Below are 24,313 nucleotides of genomic sequence, written 5' to 3' on the forward strand. Positions count from 1 at the left end.
TCGCAGCCTACCGCAGCTTCCCACCAGAGGCGGTTGACTGAGCTTGGCTGCCTCCCTTCTGGCCAGCACCTTGAGAGGGTGCTGTGGATTGAGCAACGCTCCGGACCAAGGAGTCACCCACCCTCATTCCTGCCCATCCCAGCACCGCCACCCAGATCGTCGGCAGCACCAAAAACATCATCCCCTCCACGAACTGAAGCACCATGCGGTCGTAGAGGTTGTTAGCGGCGGAGAGCCAGCTCAGCTTGGCCGCGTCGCTGCGGTAGAGCAGGTCCACCAGGTTGGCGTTGATCCAGCGGGCGAGCTCCCACCAGAAGGTCAGGAACCACATGGCGAAGAGCCCGAAGGTGGCCATGCCGGCGACCTTGAAGCTATAGCTGGAGATGACCATCACGAAGGGCAGGCAGATGATGATGGCCATCACCAGGATGCCCTGCACCATCGGCAGCGCCTGCTTGAGCATGTCCATGCCGGCCTGGAAGGGCAGGATCGACAGGGTGCCGCCCACCATGGCGCCGGCCGTAACGGTGGCATCCCAGAAGCCACCGCCGTCCAGGCCGCGAAAGCCCACCACCGCCTGATCCAGATTGCCGCTGGCCGCACCCGAGCGAGGGCTGACCAGGCGACGGATCACGTAGTCCTCGGCGTCGCTGCTGGTGAAGACGCTGCGGAAGTCGTCCCAGAACCCGGGGCTTACCTCCTCGTGCAGCCGGGCCCGCAGGCCAACGCTCTCGGCCGACCACCACTCCTGGCAGGAGGGGTAGCCCGGCATCCCCGGGCCGGTATTGGGCCGGGAGACGTCCCGGTCGGCATCGTAGGGGAAGCCGGCGATGGGCCGCCCGGCGTAGAAGCTGTCGTAGTAGCCGGGCGTGGTCTGGAAGTAGTTCGAGCCGATCCAGTCCACGTCCATAGCGCGGGTCGCCTCGATGGTGCCGCCCTCCTGCAGCAGCCGGTTGCGCGCCGGCCCGAAGCACTGACGCTGAAACTCGCCGACCTCCTGTTGCAGCCCCGGGTCTTCGACGCTGTGCAGGTCCAGCTCCATGCGGATGGATTCAAAGTCCGTCGAGCAGGGAATGGCGTGGATCGCCGCGGCGGTGAGCCCGTGGGACACCGCATGCACCCCCGCCCACCACAGCGGAATCCTCGCCTGCTGACCACCGATCGCGCTTTCGGTCGCGCCGAATGCCCCCTCGGACCAGCCTCCCGAGGCGAACTGGCGGGTGCCGCACTCCAGCGAGCGGCTCTCGTCGATATCGGCGGTGGCCAACTGGACCTGCAGCAGCGGCAGGCAGGTGAAGGCGTAGGCCAGGATCATGGCGTAGAGCCGGGTCTCGATGCGGTTGACCGTGAGGATGCCCTTGGTCCCCGCCTCGTCGCCCTCCTGTCGGGCCTTGAACCATTCGGAGAGCACCAGGGTGATGAACGGCACCGCGGCGATGCCGGTGCCGACCATGACGTTCCAGATGGCGTTGTTGATGATCCAGCCCAGCAGCGTCATGGCGTTGGCGAAGTAGTCGAACACCACCAGCGGCGCGGTCAGCAGGCCTTCCATCAGGCACCTCCCAGCTGGTTGATCAGGTTGGTGGCTTCCAGCAGGACCAGAATGCCCAGGGCCATCAGCTCGAGCCGCCGCAGCTTGGCAAGCGCCTGTCGCCCATCGTCACGGTCCCGGCGCAGACGCGCCACCGCCCGGGGGCGCACCTTGCGCCACCAGACCAGGGCCAGCGCGGCGTAGAGGCTCAGCCGCCAGGCCAGCAGCCACGGCCAGGCGGCCTGCCAGGCGCTATGGTGGGCCTCGAGCCCACCCAGCAGCCGCACGCTGACGGCGAGAATGGCGCCGCTCAGCAGGAACATAACGACCAGCACCGCCATGGCGAGCAGCAGCGACGGCCAGCGGGCCGGATTCAGCCAGGAGAAAACACGTGGGGCCATCAGTCACCGCCCTCCTCGCTGACTGGGCGGCCGCGGCCATCCAGGGCCGCATCCGGACGAAAGGTCTCGCCCTGAGAGGCGCCCTGGCTGCGCCGGGCGGCCCGCTCCAAGGCGATGCCGGCAGCGCTGTTGCCCAGCGCCTGGCGGATCTCCATCTCGGAGCGCAGCGACTCGATATCCCGATCCAGGGCCACCAGCTTGCGATCCAGCGCCGTCATGCCCTGCTCGTTGTCGGCGATGCCCGGGTCGCTGCTGCCGGCCAGCAGCAGCCGGCGCGCCCACAGCGCCTTGGTCAGGGTTCTGGCCAGGGCCATTTCACCGCTCAGGCGGTGGACCAGCAGCGAGGCCTCGGGGTCGCTGCGCAGCGACTCGATCACCCCGCGGGAGACGGTCAGGCCGTCGCCGGCGGAGACCTGGCGCAGGTTCTCCGGGGTCAGCGGCTCGCTGCCGTCGACCAGCCCCTGCAGCAGGCCGTAGACCTCCTGCTGCTCACGCTCCAGCTCGCGGACCAGGCCACTGCCGGCCTGGGTCTCGCTGCGCTCGCAGCCGTCGCAGGTGCGAATCGACTGCTCGCCGATTACCGTCTGGGTCCACTCGGCGGCCTCCTCCGGGCTCTGCCAGACCGTGCACATGCCACCCAGGCAGCTCCCTGCCCCGCTGCCTGATCCCGAGCCGCCACCGCTTCCTCCGGAAGCACCGCCCAGCCCCCCGCCGCCGATCCAGGAGCCCTCGTTGGTGGCCACCGATCCCCAGCCGCCACCGCCCCCGGCAATGGGGGCCATGCTGGTGGTGTCGTCACGGCCATGCAGCAGGTTGTAGCCGGCACGGGCGGTGTCCTGCACCACGCGAATCGGCGCCTGATCCTGGCCGCCGCGGCGCTGTCCTCCTACCCATGTCACGCCCTGATTGCCGCCCGACTGGTCGACCTGCTCCTGCGCCGCGACCACGTCGGCGTTGGACTGGGCCGCGTTCTGCCAGCTCTCGGCCGCGGCCATCTGCTGCCACCCCTGCCCGGTGACCATGTCGGCCATGCGCTCGGACATCTGGCGGCAGGACATCGACGCCCGGTCGAAGTCGACCCGCCCCTGCAGCACGCCGTTGCTCAGCAGGTCATAGAGTCCCGGGTTGGCCCGCTGGATGACCATGGCGGGCAGCGAGGCTACGGCACCCTGGGCGTTCTGAACCACCGTCCCCATCAGGTTCTGGAAGCCGTCGGTGACGCCGTTGAGCTGGTTGGAGACCGTGGCGCCAATATCGAAGTTGCCGCAGGTGGCATTCATGTTCCAGCTGATGCCGATACCGCGAACGTTGGGGTTGTAGCCCCGCCCGGCGGAGACGCTGAAGGGCGAAGCGCTGCCGATCTGGTAGTAGAGGGCATCGGCGGATTGCGCCTGAGCCTGGGCAGCATGGGTAGACAGCAGCCCCACCACCAGGGCGCCGGCCAGCGGCGTGAGGGCGAAGCGTCGCGTGCGAGATCCTTTCATCGACTTCTCTCCATCAGGGGACGGCGTAGAGCAGGGTCTGGCCGCGGCGCTGGCAGCAGCGATAGGGGCGCCACAGCGACCAGGCGTAGTCACCGCCCGCGTCCAGGCGGTCGGCGTAGGTGTCGGTGACGCCGCGGTCCGGCCACACCCGGCAGGCGCTGCTCATGTTGGGCATCAGGCGCTGCCAGCGGTGGGTCGAAGCATCGCCCTCCTTGACCGGTCCGGGCGGCCAGTAGCCGTCGCGGCTGGCGGCCACCAGCGGCGTGTAGACGTGGGGCTGCCCGGTGCGGGTGACGACATCGGCAGAGCGCTGCGCGGTGGTCGCCGCGGTCTTGTAGTCGTGCACCTGGGTCAGGAAGCCGCTGCGCGGGTAGATGTTGCCCCACAGGTCGCCGGGCTGGCCCAGCTCACGCATGCCGGGCGTCAGCGCCTCGGGGTAAAGCGACTCGGGAATGCCGCTACGCCACGCCAGAGCGTCTAGGGTCGAGAGGTGGTAGGGCTGGAAGGGCGTCGCTGCCCCAGCGCAGGTCATGCCGAAGGCGCTGGCGAAGCTGCTGAAGGCCTCACTGGCCGGGTGGCCAATGGCATCCACGTTCTTGAAACGCAGGTGCTCATGCTGAGTAAGCGCTCCACAAACCCCATCTTCTGGCGATGACTAGTGTCCGTCAGACTGGTGTCATTCGATAGCAAGGAGGACACCATGACCGACCTGACCTCGACACAGGCCTACTGGCTGGGCCACCTGTTCCATGCCTCTTCCCGGCAACTGGCGCTGAGTGAATACGCCGAGGAGCAAGGACTGGAACTGGCGTCACTGCTGGCGTGGGAGCAGCGCCTGGAGGTACAGGGCGTGCCCGTGCCACCTCGCCACCGGCCGCTGCGCTTCGTCGCCGTGGAGGTGGCCCGATGATCCGGCCGGACACCCGGCTGCGCGTCTACCTGTGTCGCGAGCCGGTCGACATGCGCAAGCAGATCGATGGACTGGCCCTGCTGGTTCAGGAGGCCATGGAGCTCAACCCCTTCGAGGAGGCGGTCTTCGTGTTCGGCAACCGCCAGCGCGACAAGGTGAAGCTGCTGTTCTGGGAGCGTAACGGCTTCGTGGTCTGGTACAAGCGCCTGGAGCGGGAGCGCTTCAAGTGGCCGGACCGCCTGGAGGGCGACACCGTCACGCTCTCGGGCCAGGAGCTGAACTGGCTTCTGGATGGCTATGACCTCAGCGCCATGCGCCCCCATAAGGCCTTGGATCTTCAAGCGGTTGGCTGATTTTCTGCTGCTTTCAGCGGCGCCGCTTGGTAAAATGGCGGCATGATCTCACCGGCCTCGACACCTTCCGTCAGCGTCTCCCAACTGCAGCGCCAAGTGCGCGCTCAGCAGGAGGAGATTGCGCGTCTTCATCGCCTGATGGAGAAGAAGGAGGCTCAGTGGGAAGCCGCCAAGCAGTCCCTTTTTGAGCAACTCAAGCTGGCCATTGAAGGCCGGTTCGGTCCCTCTACCGAGAAGTACCGCGTCGAACAGGGTGATCTGCTCATCAACGAGGCCGAGGTGGCGGTCGATGAGGAAGAGGCCAGCGCCCAGGATGACACGGCTGACGCGCCGGCCGACCCCCACCAGCCGGCCAAGCGCCGTACCCGTGGCGGCCGCGTGGCGTTACCCCCCGAACTGCCCCGCGTCGAAGTGATCCATGAGCTCCCCGAGGATGCCCGTCATTGCCACCACGACGGCACCGAGCTCAAGGAGATCGGCAAAGAAATCAGTGAGGAACTGCACGTCGTGCCGGCGCGGATCGAGGTGATCCGCCATGTGCGCATCAAGTACGGCTGCCCAGACTGTGAAGAGGGCGTGCAGATCGCCCCGGCATCGGCCAAGCTGCTGCCCAAGAGCAATGCCAGCCCGACCCTGCTCGCCTACGTGGCCACCGCCAAGTACCAGGATGCCTTGCCGCTCTATCGGCAGAGCCAGATCTTTGCCCGGCACGGCATCGAGATCCCGCGCAACACCCTGGCCCGCTGGATGGTGCAGGTCGGCGAGCGGCTGATGCCGTTGGTCGAGGCCCTGCGACAGCACCTGCTGCAGGCCCCGCTGATTCACATGGACGAGACCACGCTACAGGTCAACGCCGAGGCCGACCGACCGGCGAGCTCAACGTCCTACATGTGGCTGCAACGCGGGGGGCCACCGGGCCAACAGGTGGTGCTGTTCGACTATGATGCGAGCCGAGCCGGCCGGGTGCCCGTGCGCCTGCTGGGTAACTACGCCGGTCGCCTGGTCACCGACGGCTACGAAGGCTATGCCGAGGTGGTGCGAAAGAACGGCATCACCCATGCCGGCTGCTGGGCGCACGCCCGTCGCAAGTTCGTCGAGGCCCAGAAAGTGCAGCCCAAGGGCAAGACCGGCAAGGCCGACTGGGCGCTCAACCAGATCCGCAAGCTCTACGCCGTGGAAACGCAGGCCAAGGCCCTGGAGCCCAAGGCGCGTCAGGCATTGCGTGATCAGAAGAGCCGCCCGCTGATCACCCAGCTGCGCGCCTGGCTCGACAAGTCGCTGACCCAGGTGCTGCCGAAGAGCGCGCTGGGCCGGGCGCTGCACTACCTGGAGGGCCAGTGGCAGCGCCTGACCCGCTTCCTCGATGACGGGTTGATCCCGCTGGACAACAACCCGGCCGAGAACGCCATTCGCCCCTTCGTCGTCGGCCGCAAGAACTGGCTGTTCAGCCACACACCGAGCGGTGCCCAGGCCAGCGCGGCAATCTACAGCCTGATCGAGACGGCCAAGGCCAACGGCCTCTCGCCCTACGAGTACCTGCAGTTCGTGTTCGAGACCCTGCCAACTCTCGGCGAGGATGACGACCTCGGCACGCTGCTGCCCTGGTGCTGGAAAGAGACTCTACCGGTCTAGCTCAGGCCGCAACAGGTGGGGTTGGTGGAGCGCTTACCATGCTGAGCCCGGCTGACATCGGAGGTGCTCTGCCCTCCGGCCAGCGCCTCGCCCAGCGGCGGCGATAGCGCCGCCACTTCCCACCAGGGGTTGTCGCCGGTGTTCTCGTAGCTGGAGACCACCAGCTCAGGGACGTAGTGGCGGACTTGCACCGAGGTGCGAATCGAGCAGCCCGACCAGGAGCAGTTGAGCCAGACACAGATACCGATGACCTGATAGTCCAAACACTGTGTGGAGAGCGACGAGGCGACGATCTGCGGCGTCGTCAGCGCCTGGGCCGGCTTTTCTACCACGCCCAGGCTCAGCAGCGCACCGCCCAGCACAATCCCTGCCGTCTTGAAGGGCTTCATCGGCGGCCCTCCTGCCCCATTAGCCGCTCGGCTTCTCTCAGCGCCGCGGCCACATCCGGCTGGCCGTAAATCACATGGCGGCCATCGATCACCACGGCAGGGACTTTCTCCACACCCAGCTGCCAGGCCCTGGCCAGCCCGAGATAGCTATCGGCATAGCGGTCGGCCATCTCCTGCCACTCAGGCGTCGCCATGCGCTCGCGCATCAAGGCCTCCGCGAGTTCAGGATCAGCAGGCAGGTCTTGCGACAGCTCGGCATCCAGACGGCCGGGCGCATCGAGTTCGATCACCGCCACGCCCGAGGGCACATTGACGGCCGGTTGCCCGGCAGTGGTAAAGACTTCGATAGCTGGCTCAGCAAGTGCAGTGCCTGCGAGGCAAGGGAATAGCATGAAAGCGGCCAGCCAACGGCGCGGGTGGTGTCTCTCCATGCTTGCCACTCCAGTAGAAAAAGGAACTGGCACAGCATTACGGAGTCGACTTTGAGCTGCATCAGGAAATGTTAACTCGACCGCGGGGTGTTTTCTGGATCAGCAGCCATCAATATCTCAGGGCCCCCATCATCATGCTGGCAACTGCCACAGATCCGGTTAATTGAAGAGATCCATTGATTCTAACCACGGCTGCCACCATACTTGCTGCCAACACTCACCCAATGCGAGGAAACGCATGTCCATTCTCAACACCTACATCCAGAAGGAACAGCAGCTCAAGCAGCTCCAGGAAGAGCTCGAAAAGCTGAAAAACGACGACCGCCTCAAGGCCGAGCTGGAGTTCAAGGACAAGCTCGAAGCCCTGATGCGTGAGTTCGACAAGTCAGCCGCCGATGTCATCAAGCTGCTGGACCCGAAGCCCGCCACCGCCAAGGCCGCCAGCACCACGAGCACCGGCCGCGCCAAGCGCAAGCTGAAGATCTACAAGAACCCCAACACCGGCGAAGTCGTCGAGACCCGTGGAGGCAATCATAAGACGCTAAAGGCGTGGAAGGAGGAATATGGTGCTGAGGCCGTGGAAGGGTGGCTGGTGAAGACTGACACCTGAATGACTGCAAGCAATTACAAACCAATCTAAAGCAATCCCAGCCGTGGAGCACGGCTGGGTAACCATATTTAAAAGGAACTAACAAGCACCTCTAACAACCCTTCCACCTTGGCATACGTTTTTCCGAAAATGCTCGCGGCCCCTCTTGAGCATCTTCACTGTTATAGGCACACTCATGAGCGGCCCGAGCAGCCTGCAAGGCAGCTCCGCGCCCCATTTCAGTGGATAACATTACCGTATCCCGAGCAGCCTTCACCGACAACGGTGCCCCTTCAAGTATTTCAGACGCCAGCTCTAATGCCTTTTCCATTAAATCATCGGGGTTGGAAAGACGGTTTACTAGACCAATTTCGTAGGCGCGCTGAGCAGTAATTGGCTTGCCGGTTAGCACAATTTCCATAAAAATTCGCTGTGGTATCATATGAATCAATGGTGCCGCCCACGGCGATCCTCGCCCCACTTTAACTTCAGTAATAGCAAATTTAGCGCTGGTACTGGCCACACATAGGTCACATGCTTGCGCAAGCATCCAACCACCAGCAAACGCTATGCCATTAACTGCAGCGATGGTTGGCTTAGTCAGTTCGATGTTGTCATAGGGCAGTGGGAACATGTCACGTGGCGGCACTCTAAGCCCGGATTCAACCATTTCCTTAAGGTCACCACCAGCACAAAAAGCCTTTTCACCGGAACCAGTTAGGATGGCTATGCGAAGGGAGTCGTCGTTTTCGAATTTCTCCCAAGCTCTTTGCAAGAACCTCACCGCTAAGACAGTTTCGACTATCAGGGCGGTTAATAGTAATGATAGCAACCCCATCCTCACGAGCATTAAACAAAACTGCTTCTTTCATTATACTTCCCCTTTTATCACTACACGACTGCACGAACCAAGTCTCTTGACATTACTGAAAAGCACACCACTAACGTACAGCACACTGCTCACCAGCCTGACATATTAGGCACCCACAAAACTAGTGCAGGAAAAGCAACGATCAGGCCAAGCACAACAAGATCGACAATCAAAAAGGGAACGACGCCCTTGAAGCATTCAGAACTTTTCACACCAGTAACACCTGATGCAACAAACACATTTAGGCCTAACGGCGGAGTAACCAAACCAATCTCTACAGTTTTAGTTATAACAATCCCAAACCAAACCCCATCAAACCCAAATGTACTAATCAATGCATAAGTGGTAGGAACAGTAAGAACCAGAATAGCTAACTGATCCATGAAAAGGCCAAGAATAAGATACATCAAAACCACAAGCATCATAACTTGCCAAGGCGAAAGCCCCAATGAATCCACATAGCTTATCAGTGAGTCTGTGGCTTGCGAGAAAGTTAGGAAATAACCAAATATCATTGCACCTGTCACAATAGCAATAATCATAGATGTTGTTTTAACTGTTGAGGCCAATGAATCTAGCAGCTTTTTCCTATCCATCCTTTTCAAGCACAGAACAATCGCCAGTGCTGAAAAAGCTCCTAAAGCCCCAATTTCACTCGGAGTAGCAACACCTCCATATAAAGCAAAAACAACAACGCCAATCAGGAGAAAAACTGGCCAAACCGGCCTTAATGAATTAACTGCAGCCTGCTTATCAAAGCTTTTTGCTGCAGGCACCCAGTCAGGGTTTTTCCAAACCACATACATGATGGTTAAAATATAACCAAGCGCAGTCAGAATTCCAGGGAAAATGCCGGCAATAAGAAGCTTACCCACCGACTCTTCTGTAAGGATTCCGTAAATAATCAGAATCAAGCCTGGGGGGATCATTACCGCAAGAGTTCCAGAAACCACTATTATACCCAAGGCGAACTTAGGGTGCGCCAGGGAAAGCCTGGTCATCCGGGAAGCAGTGTCAAACAGCTGAAAGGATGAAATGAAACCCAGTGGGTGCAAGTCCCACCCGGCCAAGGCTAGCCACCAGCCGGTAGCGAGTGTTGCGTGGTGTCGGGCAACCGCCGCTGCGAAGCGTACACAGCGAGTGAGCAGGCCGTGTGATAGAGCCCCGAAATTGTGAAACGTGGCTGCCGACATTGTCTTAAGAATGGAAGGCAAAACGTCTCCGCCTTATGGCTTGGCGGATGCGGGCCGCCGGGGTCGAAGAGCAGGGCATGTTCATATAGGGGTTTCCCAGGAACCTGGGAGGCCCGTCCTTCTCCTCCGAAAACCAGGACGACAGGCATGGGGCTGCCTGCCGAGAAAGCTCCCGGTCCGGTGCTGTCGTGCCTGACGGTACCGGAAGCAAACAGCAGGCACTCAGGGGGTACGGCCAGGCGACGACAAGGAGCCAGCCGGATGGAGGGGCGGGAGTCGGAGTCGCTCATAGTACCCGGGAAGGTGGGGAACCGACTCGACGGGACCCACTGGAGGGAAGGGGCGGCCAATCATCAGAACTGCACGAGGGCAACATGACAGGTGCACAGGAACCTGAGGTCATGTCCACGAAACAAGTGCGGATAGCAGCACTGGCAGAGTGCTTCCCGCAGCGTGCCTTCACGTCACTGGCGCATCATATCGATGCCCAGTGGCTGAAGACGGCCTACCTGATGACGCGCCGTGATGGCGCCGTCGGGATTGATGGCCAGACGGCGGACGACTTCGCGCGCGACTTCGAGGCCAATATCCAGCGGTTGCTGGAAGCGGCCAAGAGTGGTTGCTACCGGGCGCCGCCAGTGCGGCGTGTCCATATCCCCAAGGGAGATGGGCGCACCACACGGCCGATCGGCATCCCCACCTTCGAAGACAAGGTCCTGCAGCGTGCTGTAGTGGCCCTGCTGGAGCCGCTCTACGAGTACGACTTTCTGGACGGCTCGTACGGCTTCCGGCCGGGACGCTCGGCGCACCAGGCGATCGAGACGGTGAGGGAGAGCTTGATGTCGATGGGAGGTGGCTGGGTCATTGACCTGGACATCCAAGCCTTCTTCGACACGATCGACCATCGGCACCTGCGTGAGTTTCTGCAGCAACGAGTGAAGGACGGTGTCGTCCTCCGCCTGATCGGTAAGTGGCTCAAGGCCGGAGTCCTGGAGGCCGGGCAGTGGCAGAAAGGTGAGGTAGGAAGCCCGCAAGGGGGTGTGATATCCCCCTTACTGGCGAATATCTACCTGCACTATGTGCTGGACGAGTGGTTTGAGAAAGACGTCAAGCCACGCCTGCGTGGACGCGCGTTCGAGGTAAGGTTTGCCGACGACGCCGTGCTCGCCTTCAGCAACGAAGCCGAAGCCCGCAAGGTGCTGGAGGTACTGCCCAGGCGTTTTGCACGCTTCGGCCTTACCCTGCACCCCGCCAAGACCCGACTGGTACGGTTTCAGCCACACGGTGGACAGCGCGCCGAGACCTTCGACTTCCTGGGCTTCACCCACTACTGGGGGAAGTCCCGGCGCGGTTACTGGGTTATCAAGCAGAAGACGGCCAAGGATCGACTCAAGCGAGCCTTGAGGCACCTGTCGGTCTGGTGCCGGGCGAATCGGCACCAGCCCCTTCTGATCCAGCATCGCCACCTATGTCGGAAGGTCAAGGGGCACTTTGCCTACTATGGCATCACAGGCAATTATGAAGCGCTGAAAGCGCTTGTGGATCAGGCCCGACGGATCTGGGTCAAATGGCTGAGACGTCGCTCTCAACGGGGAGGCTTCTCGTGGGATAAAGCCAACCTGCTGCTCAAGCGCCTGCCGTTACCCAAGGCAAGGATTGTGCACCAACGAACCCTTCAGCGAAGCTGGTGATTGAAGAGCCGGATGCGTTAATCGCGCACGTCCGGCTCTGTGGGGGGCCGGGTCGAGTAATCGCCCGGTCTACCCGACCTTATAACCAACCTCTTTCATCGTTGGGTATATAGCAGAGGACATGGTTGCTGTAGCGGCAGTAGAAGTACCTATCACTGCTGCAAGCATGGCGCTGGAAAGCACACAAGCGACCCCGAGTCCACCCCTAACTTTTTGAAGCCATTGTTCACCTGAATACACGATATCTCTAGCCATGCCACTATGGGCCAGGTATTGAGACATCAATACGAACATCGGAATTGCAATAAGAACATAAGATGCAGTCTCCTCATGAAAAGCTGTTGACAAAAACGACCCCGCCAACCCCCATCCTCCAATCATATAAAGCCCGATACCGCCTGCTAGGGCTAGGGCTATAGCAACTGGAAATTCTAAGAAAAGGAGGAGAAGGAGGAGTAAAATAATCCAGATTGTGGTATCCATTAAATTTCAACCTTCTTCTAATTCAGAACTGGTGACTAGCCCTGGAACATCTCTACCTAACAAAAGAGCCATGCCGTCATATAAAAAACGCGTGGCCAAGACTGTCAAACCAACTGGAACCCAGACTTCACTTGCCCATACAGGCCAGTCAATATAGCCAAAAATAACATCCGCCTCCATATAGGCCGAATAGGCATCTATGGAAGAGAGATAAGTCATGTAGTAAAAAACACCGGCAGCACAAAAATGGTTAAATGAGTGAAGAATCAGTCTCCCCCTATCACTCAAAAACCTGCCAGCTGCAGATATGTGTATGAATGCTCCTTTAGATTTTGACCACGACAATCCAAGCATACACCCTGCCACCATCAGATAATTTTGGGTGAACTCGAACTGAAAGCCAATTGAAGTGGAGATAAAATACCTAGCAAATGCATCAGCGGAAACAAGTAGCATCATGGCACCAAATACAACAGCAGAGATCACCATGAACGCCATCTCAACAAACGACAAGCCTCTATTGAACATACCCCCCCCTACTTTCATTGCCGAGGCCTTTAAGGCCTCGGCAATATTATCTTATAGCCCGAGCAAGCTTTTATATTCATCAAGGGCAGACTGAGCATCAAGCCCTCTACCTTCCATTCTTTTTACCCAGCCCTGCTGAACTGTTGACAAACTTTCATCAAGCTCCTCAAGGAATTGACTATCAAACTCATAGACATCAATTCCAATTTCAGAGAATGAGGATATAGTTTCTTGCTCAAGATTATTCATATATGTCGAGAGGTGGATAACCGTTTCATTGCTGGCTTGATCCAGAGCCTCTTTATGCTCTGAAGAAAGAGCCTCATAGACATCCTTTCTAACAACAGCAGTAACAGCAAAAGTTCCGAACGCCCCGTTCGAACTCATGCTTTCTGTTACTTCTTGAACATTATAAGGAGTAGCACTAATTCCGGGAAAAAGAGTTGCATCTAGCGTCCCGCGCTGCATGCCAAGATAAACCTCAGTTGCAGCCATGCTAACCGGCGTTCCTCCAATTGCTTCAACACTTAAGTTCAGAGCACCCGAGCTACGTATACGCATCCCTGACAAGTCGCTCATAGATTCGGGCCGAGAAGTTCTTGACACTAACTGATATGGGGGAAGTATAACTGCAAAAACCGGTACAACATTGCTCCTTTCATACTCACTGGCAAGCGAACCCTCTCTTACCATATGCCAGAACGCCTCGCTACCGGCAACAGGGTCATCAGCCAAGCCTGGAAGCATAACAAGCCCACTAAGAGGCAAGCGATCTGTGGCATACCCAACGCCTACGTACCCAGCTTGAACTGCACCTTGCCGAACACGCTGTAGAATATCGCCTGCAGAGGCGAGCTGCTCTGCAGGATAATGTGTAAAAGTAACTTCTCCTTCTGTAAGCTCTTCTACCCGGTTCATCCACCAAGCCATACCCTCCTTTGAAAGATAGTGCTCAAGTGGGAAGGAGTCAGCAAACCTAATATTTACTGAGGCATCAGCAGTGGAGGCATATGACGTACTTGCCAGAGCTATAAGTGACACACCTACAATCTTACTAATTATCATTGTTTTCATGCTCTATCTCCTTGATAGCTTATTTTTTTAAAAGCCCCTCAATCTTACGCTTTGCGTGCAATAGGAGAGGGACACTTTCCCTTTGGACCACATCCAAAGACGAAATCCTAGCCAAAGCAATAAGGTTAATTACGCAGACAACCTTAGCATCATGCACTATTGAAACTGCAGCACCAATATTTCCTGAAAGAAACTCTTGGTCAGATATCGCATACCCTCTTTCAACTGTCTCAGCTACCAATGCTTCAACATGATTAATTTTTCTTGCCAACTTTTCAAAGGGGTCTTCTGAGCTAGCCAAGCGCACAACCAACTCATCACGTTCTTTTTTCTCAAGAGCAGATATGTAAGCCCTTCCTGTTGCAGAAGCCATTATAGGAATTCGGGAGCCAATAGTTCGATTAGCACTCAGCATTCCCGGCTTTCTATTCGTGTCCACAATCACCATCTTGTCGTGCTGAAAAACAGCAACGTCTGATGGCCAACCAAGCTTGCTTCTGAGATCTTCAACAACAGGCCTAATAACAGTGAGAAGATGATTTTCAAACGAAAAGTTATTTGAAAGAGCAAGTGCCCGCGCACCTACCTGGTAGGTCTTTTTTTCATTATCAAACTGCACATATCCTGAAGAACACAGAGTTTCAAGCATTCTTAACACAGTGGCTTTTGGCAAGCCACACAAGCCCTGAATAGACGACAGTCCAATGGGGCCATGCTCATTGACCGTCTCCATAACCAACAGGCCACGCTGCAGTGCTGATACATGCTTTTGACTCACTAGCTCAGCTCTCCTGTTAAGCCAACTCTATCGGACCACTCAGTGAACCGATGGTCCATTCAAGCTTGGCACAGGTTCCAGACCATGGCAACATCAAAGATACCAACCGACAAGAACCTAGGTGAAAACTCATGAGAAACAGTGACTTAGCTACATTTCACTCATTATTTGACCTCCCCACCTACACCCCACCTGGTCACTCAGGCACGACAAATAGGCGCCTAGTTTTAGCCAACGAGGCACAGCATTTTGAGATGGTTCATGGCTCAATTGAGCCCGGCGGCGTGGCAGAAGAGCACTATCACTCCAATAGCTACCAGAGCATCTATATTCTTTCTGGTGAAGCAGAAGTAATACTAAATAAAGGTGACAAAAAAACCTGCATGAAGGGCGAGATTATCAACATCCCGCCAAACGCATATCATTATGTGAAAAGCATAGGTGAATCAGCGCTCGAAATGATCATCGTATACTCACCACCTATCAGCAACAACAAAGGCTAACTCATGCTGAAAATACTCAACAATATCAAAATAGTAGACTTGACCTCGGTTGTGCTGGGGCCTTACGCAACCCAAATTCTTGCAGACCTTGGCGCCGATGTAATCAAGATCGAGCCACCCGAAGGTGATATTTTTAGGTATGTGGGCCCAAGCAGAAGCAACGGAATGGGAGCAGGATTTCTCAATATCAATAAAAACAAAAGAAGCATATGTCTGAACCTGAAAAGAAAGGAAGAGTACGACTCTTTAATTGACCACATAAAAAACGCCGATGTGTTCATACATAATATGCGACCAAAGGCTGCTGAAAGGTTGGGCATAAGCCACGAGCATATAAGTGCGATAAATTCTGAAATTGTATACTGTGCAGCAACAGGATTCGGTGCTGATGGAGTTTATGCTGACAAACCTGCATATGATGACATAATTCAAGCGGAATCTGGTATTGCCTGGTTAGCAGGCGCGCAAAACGGTCGTCCTCAGTACGTGCCAACTGTGCTTGCTGACAAAATAGCCGCACTATTCGCTGCTCAATCAATATTAGCAGGAATAGTTCACAAGTTAAGAACAGGAGAGGGAAGCAACATTCACGTCCCAATGTTCGAGTGCTTGGCTAGTTTTTTACTCTCTGAGCACATAGCAGAAAAAGCTTTTGATCCTAAAAATGGAAAGGCGGGATATACAAGGATGCTTTCGAAGAACAGAAGGCCATTTGAAACATCTGATTCGTTCATCACCGTCATGCCTTATAGTGGCAAGCATTGGAAAAGCCTCTTTGAATTGCTTGGCACTCAAGATAGCATTCTTTCATCTTTGGCCATGGATGATCATGAGCGCTCTAAGAATATCGATAGGCTTTATTCCCACATATCCGGAAAGTTCATCTCACGCACCACGAACGACTGGATAGAACTCCTTGAACAACATGATGTGCCATGTGGAAGAACAAATACTTTAGATGATCTTTTCACCAACCCACACCTTCTTTCTGTTCAGTTCTTCGAAACATATTTGCATCCTTCAGAGGGGGTTGTCACTACGACGAGGCACCCTGTAAGTTTCATTGGATCTCTTCAGAGCGAAAACTCCCCACCGCCAAAGCTAGGCGCGCACAATAGCGATAGCAAATCAAGCAATGAAAACTAACTTCTAAAAACTCCAGCGGCACACTTCTCCTTAATGCACATAGATAGTGCGCCGCTCTCTCCATTCATAATTACAGCCTGGAGCTTACAACCCTCTTAAAGCATCAACTTTTAATGCAATTTTAACTGCTGACTCGATTTCCGAGCCGCCCTGCTCGCGCATCACCCGCATCCGCTCGGCCTTCTCCTCGCCCTCGGTGCCGGCCAGGGCCAGGTAGAGGCTGGGGGGCACCACCCGGAACAGCGCCTCCAGGCGCCCTGAGAGCACCACCCCCTCGGTATATTTCTTGGAGACCTTGGTGGCGGAGGCCATCAGCTTGCGCTGGGTGGCGGTGAGCTCCTTGAAGCGGCTGACCTGCTCGATCTCGTCCGGCGGCATGTAGAGGCACAGCCAGAACTCGATCATGTTGAGCAGCTTGCGGGCCGCGTCCGGGAAGTCCTCGAGGTTCTGGGTGGCCATCCAGATCCAGTGGGAGAGCTTGCGGCCCATCTTGCCCACCTTGACCAGATAGGGGCTGAGCAGCGGGTTGACGGTGAGCAGGTGGCACTCGTCGATGACCTGGACGATGGGCCGCCCGCTGTACTGGTCGCGCTCGGCCAAGTTGGTGATCATGTTGGTGACGCTGATCACCGCCAGGGCGAGCTGGGCCTCGTAGCCCTCCCGGGCGAAGTGGGCCAGGTCGATGATGGTCACGTCGCACTCGGGCAAGGTGGTCGGCGACCTCGTCCCACATGGCGTTATCCAGCAAAAGACCGCCCAGCACCGACTGCTCCGCTTCCAGGCTGTGGGGAGGCAGATAGCCGGCTTCCGGGCGCTCCTCGGCCACCCGAAGCTCGGCTAGGTTCTCAATGGCACTCATCGTGGCAGCCTCCCTGCATGGCGGTGGTGCTGACCATGGCGTCGATCAGCGGCTGCCAGTCGGGGTTGAGCTCACGGGCCATCGCCTTGACCTGGTCGGCAGCAGAGGGCGACTTGCGGCCGGCGGGCTTGCGCGGCTCGAACTGGTGGGCCGGCAGCCCGGCGCTGGCCGCCTGTCGGAAGGCGACACCGGCGCGGATAGTGCTCTGCATGACGGTGACGCCCTGCTCGCCGGCGGCGAACATCTCTGCCAGCGTCTGGTGGATGCCCCGCGCATCGGCGGTTTCATCCAGGCGATTCACGAGTACAGAAACGGGGGGAACGGAAAGGTGGGTGAAATGGCTGAGCGCCTCGAGATCGCGCAGCAGGCCAACGGTGCCGCGCACGAACTCACGGGCGGAGAGCAGCTCGGGGGTGATGGGAGAGAGAGCGTGATCAGAGGCGAGGACCGCCATCTCCAGGGTGATGGAGCGCGCCCCCTGGGTGTCGATCAGGACGAGATCATAGCCCGACAGGCGGGAGAGCAGCTGGGCGAGCCGGAAGCGGCCATCCGGGGCGTTGAGCAGCAGCTGAGGGAGCTGGCCGGCGTGATCGTTGGAGATCACCACATCCAGGTTGGGATGGGCCGTCTGCGATATGACGCGATCGGGCGCCGTGTCGCTGAGCGCGATCAGCTCATAGGTGCCGCCGGGGGCTTCGGTGCGAAGGGGATAGTAGCTGGAGAGGGTCGGCTGGCTGTCCAGGTCGATGAACAGGACCCTGAGGCCAGCATCGGCCAGGAGGCCGCCCAGATTGGCAGTGACGGTGGTCTTGCCGACGCCGCCCTTGGTGGAGATAACAGACATGATACGCATTGATGTTGCCCTCGTGTGGTGACGAGTGGCGTAAGGGTCGACCCCCAATCAATGCAGTGCGTACCTGGTGGGCCCAGCAGGACTTGAACCTGCGACCAAGGGATTATGAGTTCGCTTTTAAAACAATAACTTACTGATTGACAAAAAAAAGCAACCGTAATCGAGCGAAAGGTACAGTTCTTTGGAATCAGTAGGTTAGCGAAAGATGAGGATATCACACGAAGCTGGTGTGTGTACCGGTGATGTACCTTTACGCAGTGTAGTTGTCCGGCGCGCAAGGGGCTGGCTAAACTCAAGAGAAAGACCTTTTGCATCGCCTGATCCGGTTGTGCTTAGCTCACCATCCGGCGACTGGGTGACTCGCATGGGGCCAAACCGTCTTAACAGTAGCAACTCATCAACCTGCTTATTCAACGCCAGCCGTAGGTTTAAGAAGGCCTGCTAGGCGCAAGCCGTTTGTCCTCAGAATCCTTGCTGAGCTCTCAGGAGTTATCCCGCCTTATTCATGAGGCCGGCCTGAAAACGAAGATAGCGGATGGCATTCTCTTGTAAAATCAGTGTGTTCCGCCAAGAACCTGATCCAAGAGAGCCATCCGCTATGGGTGAAAGCGTATCTCCCTGGATTCCGTCCTGCAACGGGTCCATCCGCGTTGAGCTCGACGGCCAACGCACCACCAGCGACAGCGGCGCGCTGCTGCTGCGGGAAGCCCTCGACAGCAGCGGCGTGATCGAGGCGCTCGACGACAACCTGGTCGATCCGCGCCATCCGCTGCGCATTCGCCACTCGCTGGCCAGCCAGATACGCACCTTGGTGCTACAGCGGGCGATGGGCTGGATCGATCTCAGCGATACCGACACGCTGCGACGTGATCCGCTCTGGCAGCTGGCCTGCAGTGATGCGCGTGGGCTGACGCCCCTGGCCCAAGACCGGCCCTCTCAAGCCACGCTGTCCAGGCTGCTCACCTGCCTGGGCCGCAACGACAACATCGATGCCGTGCACGAGGGCCTGCTGCGGCTGGTGGTCTGGCGCCTGACCGCGCTGAAGAACGGCGAGCGGCCTAAGCAGCTAACGCTGGACATCGACGGCCTGCCGATCGAGGTTCACGGCCACCAGGGCGGTTCGGCCTATCATGGCCTGTACGGCACCCGGATCTATTCGCCGCTGGTGGCCTCGCTGGCCGAGACCGGTGACATGGTGGGCGGCCTGCTGCGAGAGGGCAACGCCGGTCCGGCCGAGAACGCCGACACCTGGATCCCCCATCTGGTGAAGCGGCTCAACGAGAGCACCGGCGCCCAGGTTCGGGTGCGCATCGATGCCGGATTTACCGACAATGACACCTTGGAGGCCCTGGAAACGCGCGACATCGAGTATCTGGGCCGGTTGCGCAGCCACAAGGGCCTGCAGACACTGGCGGCGCCCTACCTGAAGCGGCCCCGCGGCCGACCGCCCGAACAGCCTCGCGAATGGTGCTATGACCTTGAATACCAAGCCGGTTCCTGGCCAGCGCCACGACGCGTGGTGTTGGTGGTGCAGGAGCGCCCCGATGACTTGCTGCTGCATGCCTTCTTCCTGGTCACCAACCTCGGCAAGTTCGACTGGCCGCCGGAAAAGGTCTTGGCGCTCTATCGCAAGCGCGGCAGCGCCGAGGCCCACATGGGCGAGGTGAAATCGGCGCTGGACGTGCACCTGTCGTCGACGGATCGCGGTGCCTCCACGGTCCAGGACGTCATGGCCCGCAACGAGGTGAGCCTGCTACTGAGCCTCTACGCCTATCAGGTCCTGCATGGCCTGCGCTGCTTGCTGGTGCGTCAGACCCGGCAGGGCTGGAGTCTGAGCCGGATGCGCGAGCAGGTGCTCAAGGTAGCGGCGACGCTCTCGCTTCACGCTCGGCGCATCACCATTCACCTCGGTGATGCGGCTGACAAATGGTGGCCTGCCTTGCTGAAGGGGCTGCCAAAGCTGACCGCGCTGGACTGACTCGTCGGCGATACCACCACCGATCCATGCGTACAGCAGCCCCACCTCGGCTGATGATGACGGCTGCACGAATGACGGCAGTCCATTCCTGTAGGCTATAAACATAACGGAAAGATGCGCTGTTTTTGCATATGGCAGCGGATTCTCATGCTGCCAACGCAGTGCCGATGGTTCGGTGTTGGCAGCGAGGGCTGATAATCCACTCAGCCCGCGCTCTCATGAATAAGGCGGGATGAGTTAACCTCGTTCTGGCTTTCCCTCTCGGCTGCTAGCTGGTAGTTGCTATCCCTTGAGCAGTCGGCCTGCGGCGCGCAGATGAATGTTGTGAAGGCGCATTGGTGGGGTTAGTGAGTATGTGGTGATTGATGCACTGATGGTGCCGGCCCTGCAGTTCAAAGTGATCCCCTTTTCTGTCCAGGTAGGTGAAATCTAGTCTTCGGACAATGGGTTACCTAGACCATCAATAGGGGCTCCAGTATGGTCGAAGTAAAGCCCTATGCCTCGATTCGTCTGGGGATTGCTCGTATCTGCATTCCATGGGTCGCTTATATGAGAGGCCTGCGCCTCTGCAGAGGAACTCATAACGCCCTGAGCAACACCCCCTGCTACTACGGCCGCTCCCCCGGCCACCTTGCCGGCTCCCCGGGCGATGCGCCGCCACCCCTCCTGGGTGGCGGCCGTTTGGGCAGTGGACTTGGCCACGCCCGCGGCAGAGTCGCGCAGCAGGCGCAGCGACTCTGTCGTGCTCGCCTGGGTGTGCCAGCCGTCGGACCAGCCTTCCTGCTGCCCACCGTCGAGAGCCTTCCGAGCCGCCTGGCGGCCAACGCTGGCGGCTCGGGTGAGAAGTGATTTCAGCGCCATGGGCGTCCCTCCCTGGGTACATCAGCCCTTTAGCATAGACATGGAGAGGGGCAAGCTCCAGCCAGGTTAGCCAAGGGATGCAAGGTGCTCGATGGTCTCGGGGTACTTCTGGACCAGCCGGATGAGGGTCTTGGCCTGGGCGTTGGGCTTGGCGCGGCCCTGTTCCCAGTTCTCCAGCGTCCTGGGGTTGGTGCGCAGGTACATCGCAAACACCGGTCGCGACATATGCAGCTTCTCGCGCAGCGCGATGAGCTCATCGGCAGTGACGTCAGGGACCTCATCCAGAGCGACAGGATGCGAGCGCAGCGTGCGCTTGCCTTGGCGCTCCTCCGCCAAAGCGTCGAAGCCCTCGACTAGCTCGTCAAAGATGTTGCGGTCCATGGTCATGCCCTCGTAACGACACCAAAAAGTATACGCAATTTGCGTATGTTTTTCGCTGCTGGTCAATGCAGCCTACGCTCGCTACCAAGAGCCCCTTTGCAGGGGCGGAGCGGCAAGGGCTGAAAGGCTAAAGGCTGGAAGGGAAGGGGGCTCAAGGGGAAGGGGCTTGCCCTGAAAGGCTGGGGAGAGTCCGGACGACAAAGGGAAAGGGTAAAGGGTTGCTGCCGGCTCCGGTCGCTTCTCGCCTTACCGTGGCGCCGCCTGCTTGAAGTGGCGCTGCAGAAAGAAACAGCAGCTTTTGCAGAAAGCCTCCTACCTAAATCACTGATTCTGCTGTTTTTGCACTATGCGCTTCCCCTACGCCGGCGCACCTGTGCAGAATGAAGCGCTGTCTGCATCTACCGACAAGGAGGTCGCCGTGGGATTTCGCTTCCAGCGCCGCATCACCCTCGCGCCGGGTATCCGTCTCAATCTAAGCAAGCGGGGCCTCGGGCTTTCGGTGGGCCCACGGGGCGCGAGCCTCAGCGTGGGGCCGAGGGGCGTGCACGGCCACGCGGGCATTCCCGGCACCGGGCTGGCCTATCGCCAGAAGCTCAACGCCCGGGGCCGTTCGGCCGGGCGCGGGAGCAGCGGCGCCGGCCGCGCAAGCCCCGCGGCGGGCCTGGAGGCGCTGCTGGCCGGTAGTTGTCAAGGAATCTGTCGCCTCTGAGGTCATTCACGCCACCTGCTTTTCTGGTTCGATGACGGAGACCTGGAGCTCCCGCTCCGGGTTGAGTGACACGGTGCCGATCGGCGTCCAGTTGCGGGTCTTGCCGCTCCAGCGAGCGGGATTGGCATCACGCGCCGCCTGATTGATGACGTGGCGCTTGGCCAGCACTGCCTTGTCTTCGCCCGCATGGCGCTGTGCCGGCGTCACCAGGCGGATCCCGCTGTGGCGATGCTCGTGGTTGTACCATTGGACGAAGCCGGCCACCCACTCTTGCGCGTCGCTAAGCGTGGCGAACCCGTGTATGGGGTAACAGGGCCGGTACTTGCAGGTGCGGAACAGCGCCTCCGAGTAGGGATTGTCATTGCTGACCCGCGGTCGGCTGAAGGAGGGCGTGATGCCGAGCTCATGCAGCTTCTCCAGCAGCGTGGCGCCCTTGAAGGGGCTGCCGTTGTCCGCGTGAAGCACCAGCGGCTGGTCAATGATCCGTTCTGCCAGCACGGCACGCTCCAGCACGGTGCGGGAGTTGTGGGCCGACTCGGCCAGGAACACCTCCCAGCCGGTGACCTTGCGGCTGAAGATGTCGACCATCATGACCAGGTAGTAGTGCTGCCCCTTGATCGGGCCGCCCAACCACGTGCAATCCCACGACCACACCTGGTTCGGCGCAGTGGCCTGGTAGGTCGTGGGCTTGGCGCGGCGTTGAGGTGGCTTGGCACGGCCCCGGTGCACCATTTCGCGGTGCTTGCGCATCACCCGGTAGAATGACGAGGGTGAGGCCAGGTAGCGCTGCTCCTCATCGAACAAGCGCACCACGATCTGCTCTGGCGGCAGGCTGGCGTACTCGGGGCGGTGGCACACATCGAGGATTTCCTGTTCTTCGGCCGGTGTCAGCGCATTAGCCGGCACCGGCCGGTCGACCAAAGGGCGCTGGTCCTCGTGCAGCGTTCCGCCGCGCGTCCAGCGCTGGTACGTTCGGGCGGTGATGCCCAGCTCGCGGCAAGCAGTCTCCAGGCGTGCTCCCTGGGCCCTGGCCTCGTCGATCAGCGCGATGGCGCGTTGGCGATCTGGGGTGCTGATCATGCGTCCTCGTCCCCCCAGATCGCCCTCGCCTTTTTTCTGAGGGCCAGCAACGCTGCGGTCTCCGCCAGGGCCTCGTTCTTGCGGGCGAGCTCCTTTTCCAGCGCCTTGATGCGCTTGCGCTGCTGCTTGGCCTCATCGGCTTCACGCTGGCGTTCGGAGTGCGAGAGGCTGGCAGCCTGTTCGCAGTCATGGCGCCACCGCTCCAGCTGCTCGGGGTAGATCCCGCGGCGGCGGCAGTACTCCGCCGTCTCCTGGGCGTTCATCGAAGCGGTTTCAAGCACGGCGTTGAACTTGTCCTTTGACGACCAGCCATCGGCGCCCTTGCCCAGCGCATCCGGCAGGCAGCGCCCTTCGGCACGGGCTTCCTTGCGCCACTTGTAGACGGTGCCCAACGAGATCCCTTCCTGCTCCGCGATCACCTGCGGGGAGAGGTTGTGGGGAGGCAGCAGCTTGGTGACCACGGCTTGCCGGCGCTCCTCTGAGTAACGAGGCATGAGTGTCTCCTTTCGCCCCCTGGTCGGTTTACAAGAACAGGGTATCAGAGGGCACGACAGTCATCCTGACACTGGGGGTGGCTCAGGGCGAGTCGCTGCCCATCCGGTTGGATATCGACGGTGATGGTGGCATCCACTATGCCCACGGTGACGGCACGCCGATGAGCGACGACGAGGCCCGGGTGCTGCGGCGGCATGCCGGGGAGTAACTGCGCGAGCAGCTGGCACAGCACTGCGAGCGCCTCAACGCCGACCTGGATCGCCTGGGGCGGCTCCACGAGGAGACGCCCCACCCGGATATCACCGGCTACGTCACCCGAGACTTCACCGAAGCGCCGCCGGCGCTACCGGCGTTGCGTCAGCCCGCCTGGTGGCATCGGCTATGGCCGCCCGCCAGGCGGCGCGTTGAGGAGGAGAACCGGCGCCGGCAGACGGCCTTTGATCAGGCCTATCGTGACTGGGAGCGGCGCAAGGCGAAGCACGATGAAGCGGAATTCGCACGCCACCTTCGCGAGGGGGAAGGCGTGCTGCACGATCCGGACGCCATGGAGCAGACGCTGCGTGAACGCCTGGAGGAGATCGACTGGCCCCGTGAAACCGCCATCGACTTCGACCTCGGCAGCGACGTCAGCACCATTGCCGTGGATATCGACCTCCCCTGTGAGGACGAGATGCCCGACCGCTACTGGACCATGCCCGCCAAGCAGATCAGGCTGACGCCCCGCCGGCTCAGCGATACCCGGCAGCGTGAACTCTATCGGGACCACGTTCACGGCATCGCCTTTCGCGTGCTGGGCGCGGTGTTTGCCCGCCTGCCCGCTGTGCAGGAGGCGAAGATCTCCGGCTATCGCCAGATCACCGACCCGGCCACCGGCGGCGAGCGCGACCAGTATCTGTTCAGCGTCAAGGTCACTCGCGAGCAGTGGAGCAGGATCCACTTCGACAGGCTGGACCAGGTGGATCCGGTAGCAGCCATGGAGGCCTTCACCCTGCGCCGCGACATGACCAAGACCGGTATTTTTCGCGATATCGAGCCGTTCAAGCTGGTGTAGGCGCTGCAACCTATCAGGCACCCGCCTAGGAACTGGCCAATAGCGAGCCGCTTTTTGCA

At 59.5% G+C, this 24,313-nt stretch carries 25 protein-coding genes and 3 pseudogenes; 11 read left to right on the forward strand and 17 right to left on the reverse strand.

Translation table 11 applies throughout. From position 1 onward, the window contains the following. Positions 1–7 precede the first annotated feature (7 nt). The 4 genes and pseudogenes from NHL60_RS04845 to NHL60_RS04860 all read right to left on the reverse strand — a co-directional run. On the reverse strand, positions 8–1,552 hold the full coding sequence (locus NHL60_RS04845) for a conjugal transfer protein TraG N-terminal domain-containing protein (protein ID WP_253449670.1): 1,545 nt from the start codon (positions 1,550–1,552) through the stop codon (positions 8–10). Continuing rightward, entirely contained in the window at positions 1,552–1,932 is a 381-nt protein-coding gene (locus NHL60_RS04850) for a hypothetical protein (protein ID WP_253449673.1), read from the reverse strand. The genes NHL60_RS04845 and NHL60_RS04850 overlap by 1 nt, the downstream gene beginning before the upstream one ends. Beyond that, positions 1,932–3,416 (reverse strand): hypothetical protein, encoded by a 1,485-nt coding sequence (locus tag NHL60_RS04855; RefSeq protein ID WP_253449676.1) that lies wholly within the window; start codon positions 3,414–3,416, stop codon positions 1,932–1,934. The genes NHL60_RS04850 and NHL60_RS04855 overlap by 1 nt, the downstream gene beginning before the upstream one ends. A gap of 13 nt (positions 3,417–3,429) precedes the next feature. Beyond that, positions 3,430–4,032 (reverse strand): annotated as a pseudogene (locus tag NHL60_RS04860) (TIGR03756 family integrating conjugative element protein); the annotation flags it as partial. Positions 4,033–4,116: 84 nt separating this feature from the next. On the opposite strand from NHL60_RS04860, the gene NHL60_RS04865 reads away from it, so the two are divergent. From NHL60_RS04865 to NHL60_RS04875, 3 genes are read left to right on the forward strand one after another with little or no spacing between them, the layout of a single operon-like run. Next, complete coding sequence (locus NHL60_RS04865) at positions 4,117–4,326, forward strand: hypothetical protein (protein ID WP_169957623.1); 210 nt, start codon at positions 4,117–4,119, stop codon at positions 4,324–4,326. Beyond that, on the forward strand, positions 4,323–4,679 hold the full coding sequence (gene tnpB / locus NHL60_RS04870; RefSeq protein WP_253445286.1) for an IS66 family insertion sequence element accessory protein TnpB: 357 nt from the start codon (positions 4,323–4,325) through the stop codon (positions 4,677–4,679). The genes NHL60_RS04865 and tnpB overlap by 4 nt, the downstream gene beginning before the upstream one ends. 42 nt (positions 4,680–4,721) lie before the next feature. Further along, entirely contained in the window at positions 4,722–6,311 is a 1,590-nt protein-coding gene (locus NHL60_RS04875) for an IS66 family transposase (RefSeq protein WP_253445289.1), read from the forward strand. Between the two features lie 56 nt (positions 6,312–6,367). On the opposite strand, the pseudogene NHL60_RS04880 reads toward NHL60_RS04875, so the two are convergent. Both NHL60_RS04880 and NHL60_RS04885 read right to left on the reverse strand, forming a co-directional pair. Next, a pseudogene (locus tag NHL60_RS04880) lies at positions 6,368–6,622 on the reverse strand (TraU family protein); the annotation flags it as partial. A gap of 74 nt (positions 6,623–6,696) precedes the next feature. After that, complete coding sequence (locus NHL60_RS04885) at positions 6,697–7,131, reverse strand: TIGR03757 family integrating conjugative element protein (RefSeq protein WP_253449679.1); 435 nt, start codon at positions 7,129–7,131, stop codon at positions 6,697–6,699. A gap of 238 nt (positions 7,132–7,369) precedes the next feature. Here NHL60_RS04885 and NHL60_RS04890 point away from each other — a divergent pair, with 238 nt between their 5' ends. Further along, entirely contained in the window at positions 7,370–7,741 is a 372-nt protein-coding gene (locus NHL60_RS04890; RefSeq protein ID WP_253449682.1) for a histone-like nucleoid-structuring protein, MvaT/MvaU family, read from the forward strand. A 91-nt stretch (positions 7,742–7,832) separates the two neighbouring features. Here NHL60_RS04890 and NHL60_RS04895 read toward each other — a convergent pair whose 3' ends face one another. Next, positions 7,833–8,570 carry an enoyl-CoA hydratase-related protein gene (locus NHL60_RS04895; RefSeq protein ID WP_253449685.1) on the reverse strand — a complete coding sequence of 246 codons (738 nt, stop codon included), beginning with the start codon at positions 8,568–8,570 and terminating at the stop codon, positions 7,833–7,835. A 110-nt stretch (positions 8,571–8,680) separates the two neighbouring features. Then, entirely contained in the window at positions 8,681–9,805 is a 1,125-nt protein-coding gene (locus tag NHL60_RS04900) for a TRAP transporter large permease (protein ID WP_253449687.1), read from the reverse strand. Positions 9,806–10,185: 380 nt separating this feature from the next. On the opposite strand from NHL60_RS04900, the gene ltrA reads away from it, so the two are divergent. Continuing rightward, complete coding sequence (gene ltrA / locus NHL60_RS04905; protein ID WP_253445189.1) at positions 10,186–11,475, forward strand: group II intron reverse transcriptase/maturase; 1,290 nt, start codon at positions 10,186–10,188, stop codon at positions 11,473–11,475. Between the two features lie 69 nt (positions 11,476–11,544). Here ltrA and NHL60_RS04910 read toward each other — a convergent pair whose 3' ends face one another. The 4 genes from NHL60_RS04910 to NHL60_RS04925 all read right to left on the reverse strand — a co-directional run bounded on the left by NHL60_RS04910 (position 11,545) and on the right by NHL60_RS04925 (position 14,338). Next, the gene (locus tag NHL60_RS04910) at positions 11,545–11,958 is read right to left on the reverse strand and encodes a TRAP transporter large permease subunit (protein ID WP_253449690.1); all 414 of its coding nucleotides are present in this window, start codon (positions 11,956–11,958) and stop codon (positions 11,545–11,547) included. Positions 11,959–11,964: 6 nt separating this feature from the next. Beyond that, positions 11,965–12,447: a TRAP transporter small permease gene (locus tag NHL60_RS04915; RefSeq protein WP_253449693.1), complete on the reverse strand. Its 483-nt coding sequence runs from the start codon at positions 12,445–12,447 to the stop codon at positions 11,965–11,967. A 90-nt stretch (positions 12,448–12,537) separates the two neighbouring features. Next, positions 12,538–13,560: a TRAP transporter substrate-binding protein DctP gene (dctP, locus tag NHL60_RS04920; RefSeq protein WP_253449695.1), complete on the reverse strand. Its 1,023-nt coding sequence runs from the start codon at positions 13,558–13,560 to the stop codon at positions 12,538–12,540. A 19-nt stretch (positions 13,561–13,579) separates the two neighbouring features. Beyond that, a complete protein-coding gene (locus NHL60_RS04925; RefSeq protein WP_253449698.1) occupies positions 13,580–14,338 on the reverse strand; it encodes an IclR family transcriptional regulator in 759 nt (252 codons plus the stop codon). Positions 14,339–14,469: 131 nt separating this feature from the next. On the opposite strand from NHL60_RS04925, the gene NHL60_RS04930 reads away from it, so the two are divergent. Together NHL60_RS04930 and NHL60_RS04935 are read left to right on the forward strand one after the other, a co-directional pair. Then, positions 14,470–14,841 (forward strand): cupin domain-containing protein, encoded by a 372-nt coding sequence (locus NHL60_RS04930; RefSeq protein WP_253449702.1) that lies wholly within the window; start codon positions 14,470–14,472, stop codon positions 14,839–14,841. A 3-nt stretch (positions 14,842–14,844) separates the two neighbouring features. Continuing rightward, positions 14,845–15,987 carry a CaiB/BaiF CoA-transferase family protein gene (locus NHL60_RS04935; RefSeq protein WP_253449705.1) on the forward strand — a complete coding sequence of 381 codons (1,143 nt, stop codon included), beginning with the start codon at positions 14,845–14,847 and terminating at the stop codon, positions 15,985–15,987. A gap of 84 nt (positions 15,988–16,071) precedes the next feature. On the opposite strand, the gene NHL60_RS19550 is transcribed toward NHL60_RS04935, so the two are convergent. From NHL60_RS19550 to NHL60_RS04950, 3 genes and pseudogenes are all read right to left on the reverse strand, one after another. Continuing rightward, complete coding sequence (locus NHL60_RS19550; RefSeq protein WP_301271093.1) at positions 16,072–16,680, reverse strand: hypothetical protein; 609 nt, start codon at positions 16,678–16,680, stop codon at positions 16,072–16,074. Between the two features lie 52 nt (positions 16,681–16,732). Then, positions 16,733–16,846 (reverse strand): annotated as a pseudogene (locus tag NHL60_RS04945) (hypothetical protein); the annotation flags it as partial. Then, complete coding sequence (locus NHL60_RS04950) at positions 16,833–17,699, reverse strand: ParA family protein (protein WP_253449708.1); 867 nt, start codon at positions 17,697–17,699, stop codon at positions 16,833–16,835. The gene NHL60_RS04950 and the pseudogene NHL60_RS04945, both read right to left, overlap by 14 nt. A gap of 559 nt (positions 17,700–18,258) precedes the next feature. Between NHL60_RS04950 and NHL60_RS04955 the strand changes: the two genes are divergently transcribed. Next, positions 18,259–19,677 carry an IS1380 family transposase gene (locus NHL60_RS04955; RefSeq protein WP_253452014.1) on the forward strand — a complete coding sequence of 473 codons (1,419 nt, stop codon included), beginning with the start codon at positions 18,259–18,261 and terminating at the stop codon, positions 19,675–19,677. A gap of 927 nt (positions 19,678–20,604) precedes the next feature. Here NHL60_RS04955 and NHL60_RS04960 read toward each other — a convergent pair. After that, complete coding sequence (locus NHL60_RS04960; protein ID WP_133483950.1) at positions 20,605–20,919, reverse strand: DNA-binding transcriptional regulator; 315 nt, start codon at positions 20,917–20,919, stop codon at positions 20,605–20,607. Positions 20,920–21,337: 418 nt separating this feature from the next. Between NHL60_RS04960 and NHL60_RS04965 the strand changes: the two genes are divergently transcribed. After that, positions 21,338–21,628: a DUF4236 domain-containing protein gene (locus tag NHL60_RS04965; RefSeq protein WP_253449711.1), complete on the forward strand. Its 291-nt coding sequence runs from the start codon at positions 21,338–21,340 to the stop codon at positions 21,626–21,628. A gap of 6 nt (positions 21,629–21,634) precedes the next feature. Here NHL60_RS04965 and NHL60_RS04970 read toward each other — a convergent pair. Continuing rightward, positions 21,635–23,202, reverse strand: a protein-coding gene (locus tag NHL60_RS04970; protein ID WP_253445349.1) for an IS3 family transposase whose coding sequence is annotated in 2 segments (ribosomal slippage) — positions 21,635–22,737 and positions 22,737–23,202 — 1,569 coding nt in all. Because the reading frame shifts where the segments join, the coding sequence is not laid out codon by codon here. A gap of 2 nt (positions 23,203–23,204) precedes the next feature. Here NHL60_RS04970 and NHL60_RS04975 point away from each other — a divergent pair. Both NHL60_RS04975 and NHL60_RS04980 read left to right on the forward strand, forming a co-directional pair. Next, entirely contained in the window at positions 23,205–23,411 is a 207-nt protein-coding gene (locus NHL60_RS04975; protein WP_253449714.1) for a hypothetical protein, read from the forward strand. 144 nt (positions 23,412–23,555) lie between these two features. Continuing rightward, complete coding sequence (locus NHL60_RS04980) at positions 23,556–24,254, forward strand: hypothetical protein (RefSeq protein WP_253449717.1); 699 nt, start codon at positions 23,556–23,558, stop codon at positions 24,252–24,254. The last annotated feature ends 59 nt before the right edge of the window (positions 24,255–24,313 follow it).

This window comes from Halomonas sp. Y3, from assembly GCF_024137965.1.
Classification (GTDB): domain Bacteria; phylum Pseudomonadota; class Gammaproteobacteria; order Pseudomonadales; family Halomonadaceae; genus Halomonas; species Halomonas mongoliensis.

Bases quoted from the DNA above. Each gene is read 5' to 3' on its own strand.
- NHL60_RS04845 (WP_253449670.1), bottom strand. From the start codon at position 1,552: ATGGAAGGCCTGCTGACCGCGCCGCTGGTGGTGTTCGACTACTTCGCC.
- NHL60_RS04850 (WP_253449673.1), bottom strand. From the start codon at position 1,932: ATGGCCCCACGTGTTTTCTCCTGGCTGAATCCGGCCCGCTGGCCGTCG.
- NHL60_RS04855 (WP_253449676.1), bottom strand. From the start codon at position 3,416: ATGAAAGGATCTCGCACGCGACGCTTCGCCCTCACGCCGCTGGCCGGC.
- NHL60_RS04865 (WP_169957623.1), top strand. From the start codon at position 4,117: ATGACCGACCTGACCTCGACACAGGCCTACTGGCTGGGCCACCTGTTC.
- tnpB (WP_253445286.1), top strand. From the start codon at position 4,323: ATGATCCGGCCGGACACCCGGCTGCGCGTCTACCTGTGTCGCGAGCCG.
- NHL60_RS04875 (WP_253445289.1), top strand. From the start codon at position 4,722: ATGATCTCACCGGCCTCGACACCTTCCGTCAGCGTCTCCCAACTGCAG.
- NHL60_RS04885 (WP_253449679.1), bottom strand. From the start codon at position 7,131: ATGGAGAGACACCACCCGCGCCGTTGGCTGGCCGCTTTCATGCTATTC.
- NHL60_RS04890 (WP_253449682.1), top strand. From the start codon at position 7,370: ATGTCCATTCTCAACACCTACATCCAGAAGGAACAGCAGCTCAAGCAG.
- NHL60_RS04895 (WP_253449685.1), bottom strand. From the start codon at position 8,570: ATGCTCGTGAGGATGGGGTTGCTATCATTACTATTAACCGCCCTGATA.
- ltrA (WP_253445189.1), top strand. From the start codon at position 10,186: ATGTCCACGAAACAAGTGCGGATAGCAGCACTGGCAGAGTGCTTCCCG.
- NHL60_RS04910 (WP_253449690.1), bottom strand. From the start codon at position 11,958: ATGGATACCACAATCTGGATTATTTTACTCCTCCTTCTCCTCCTTTTC.
- NHL60_RS04915 (WP_253449693.1), bottom strand. From the start codon at position 12,447: ATGGTGATCTCTGCTGTTGTATTTGGTGCCATGATGCTACTTGTTTCC.
- dctP (WP_253449695.1), bottom strand. From the start codon at position 13,560: ATGAAAACAATGATAATTAGTAAGATTGTAGGTGTGTCACTTATAGCT.
- NHL60_RS04930 (WP_253449702.1), top strand. From the start codon at position 14,470: ATGAGAAACAGTGACTTAGCTACATTTCACTCATTATTTGACCTCCCC.
- NHL60_RS04935 (WP_253449705.1), top strand. From the start codon at position 14,845: ATGCTGAAAATACTCAACAATATCAAAATAGTAGACTTGACCTCGGTT.
- NHL60_RS04950 (WP_253449708.1), bottom strand. From the start codon at position 17,699: ATGCGTATCATGTCTGTTATCTCCACCAAGGGCGGCGTCGGCAAGACC.
- NHL60_RS04960 (WP_133483950.1), bottom strand. From the start codon at position 20,919: ATGGACCGCAACATCTTTGACGAGCTAGTCGAGGGCTTCGACGCTTTG.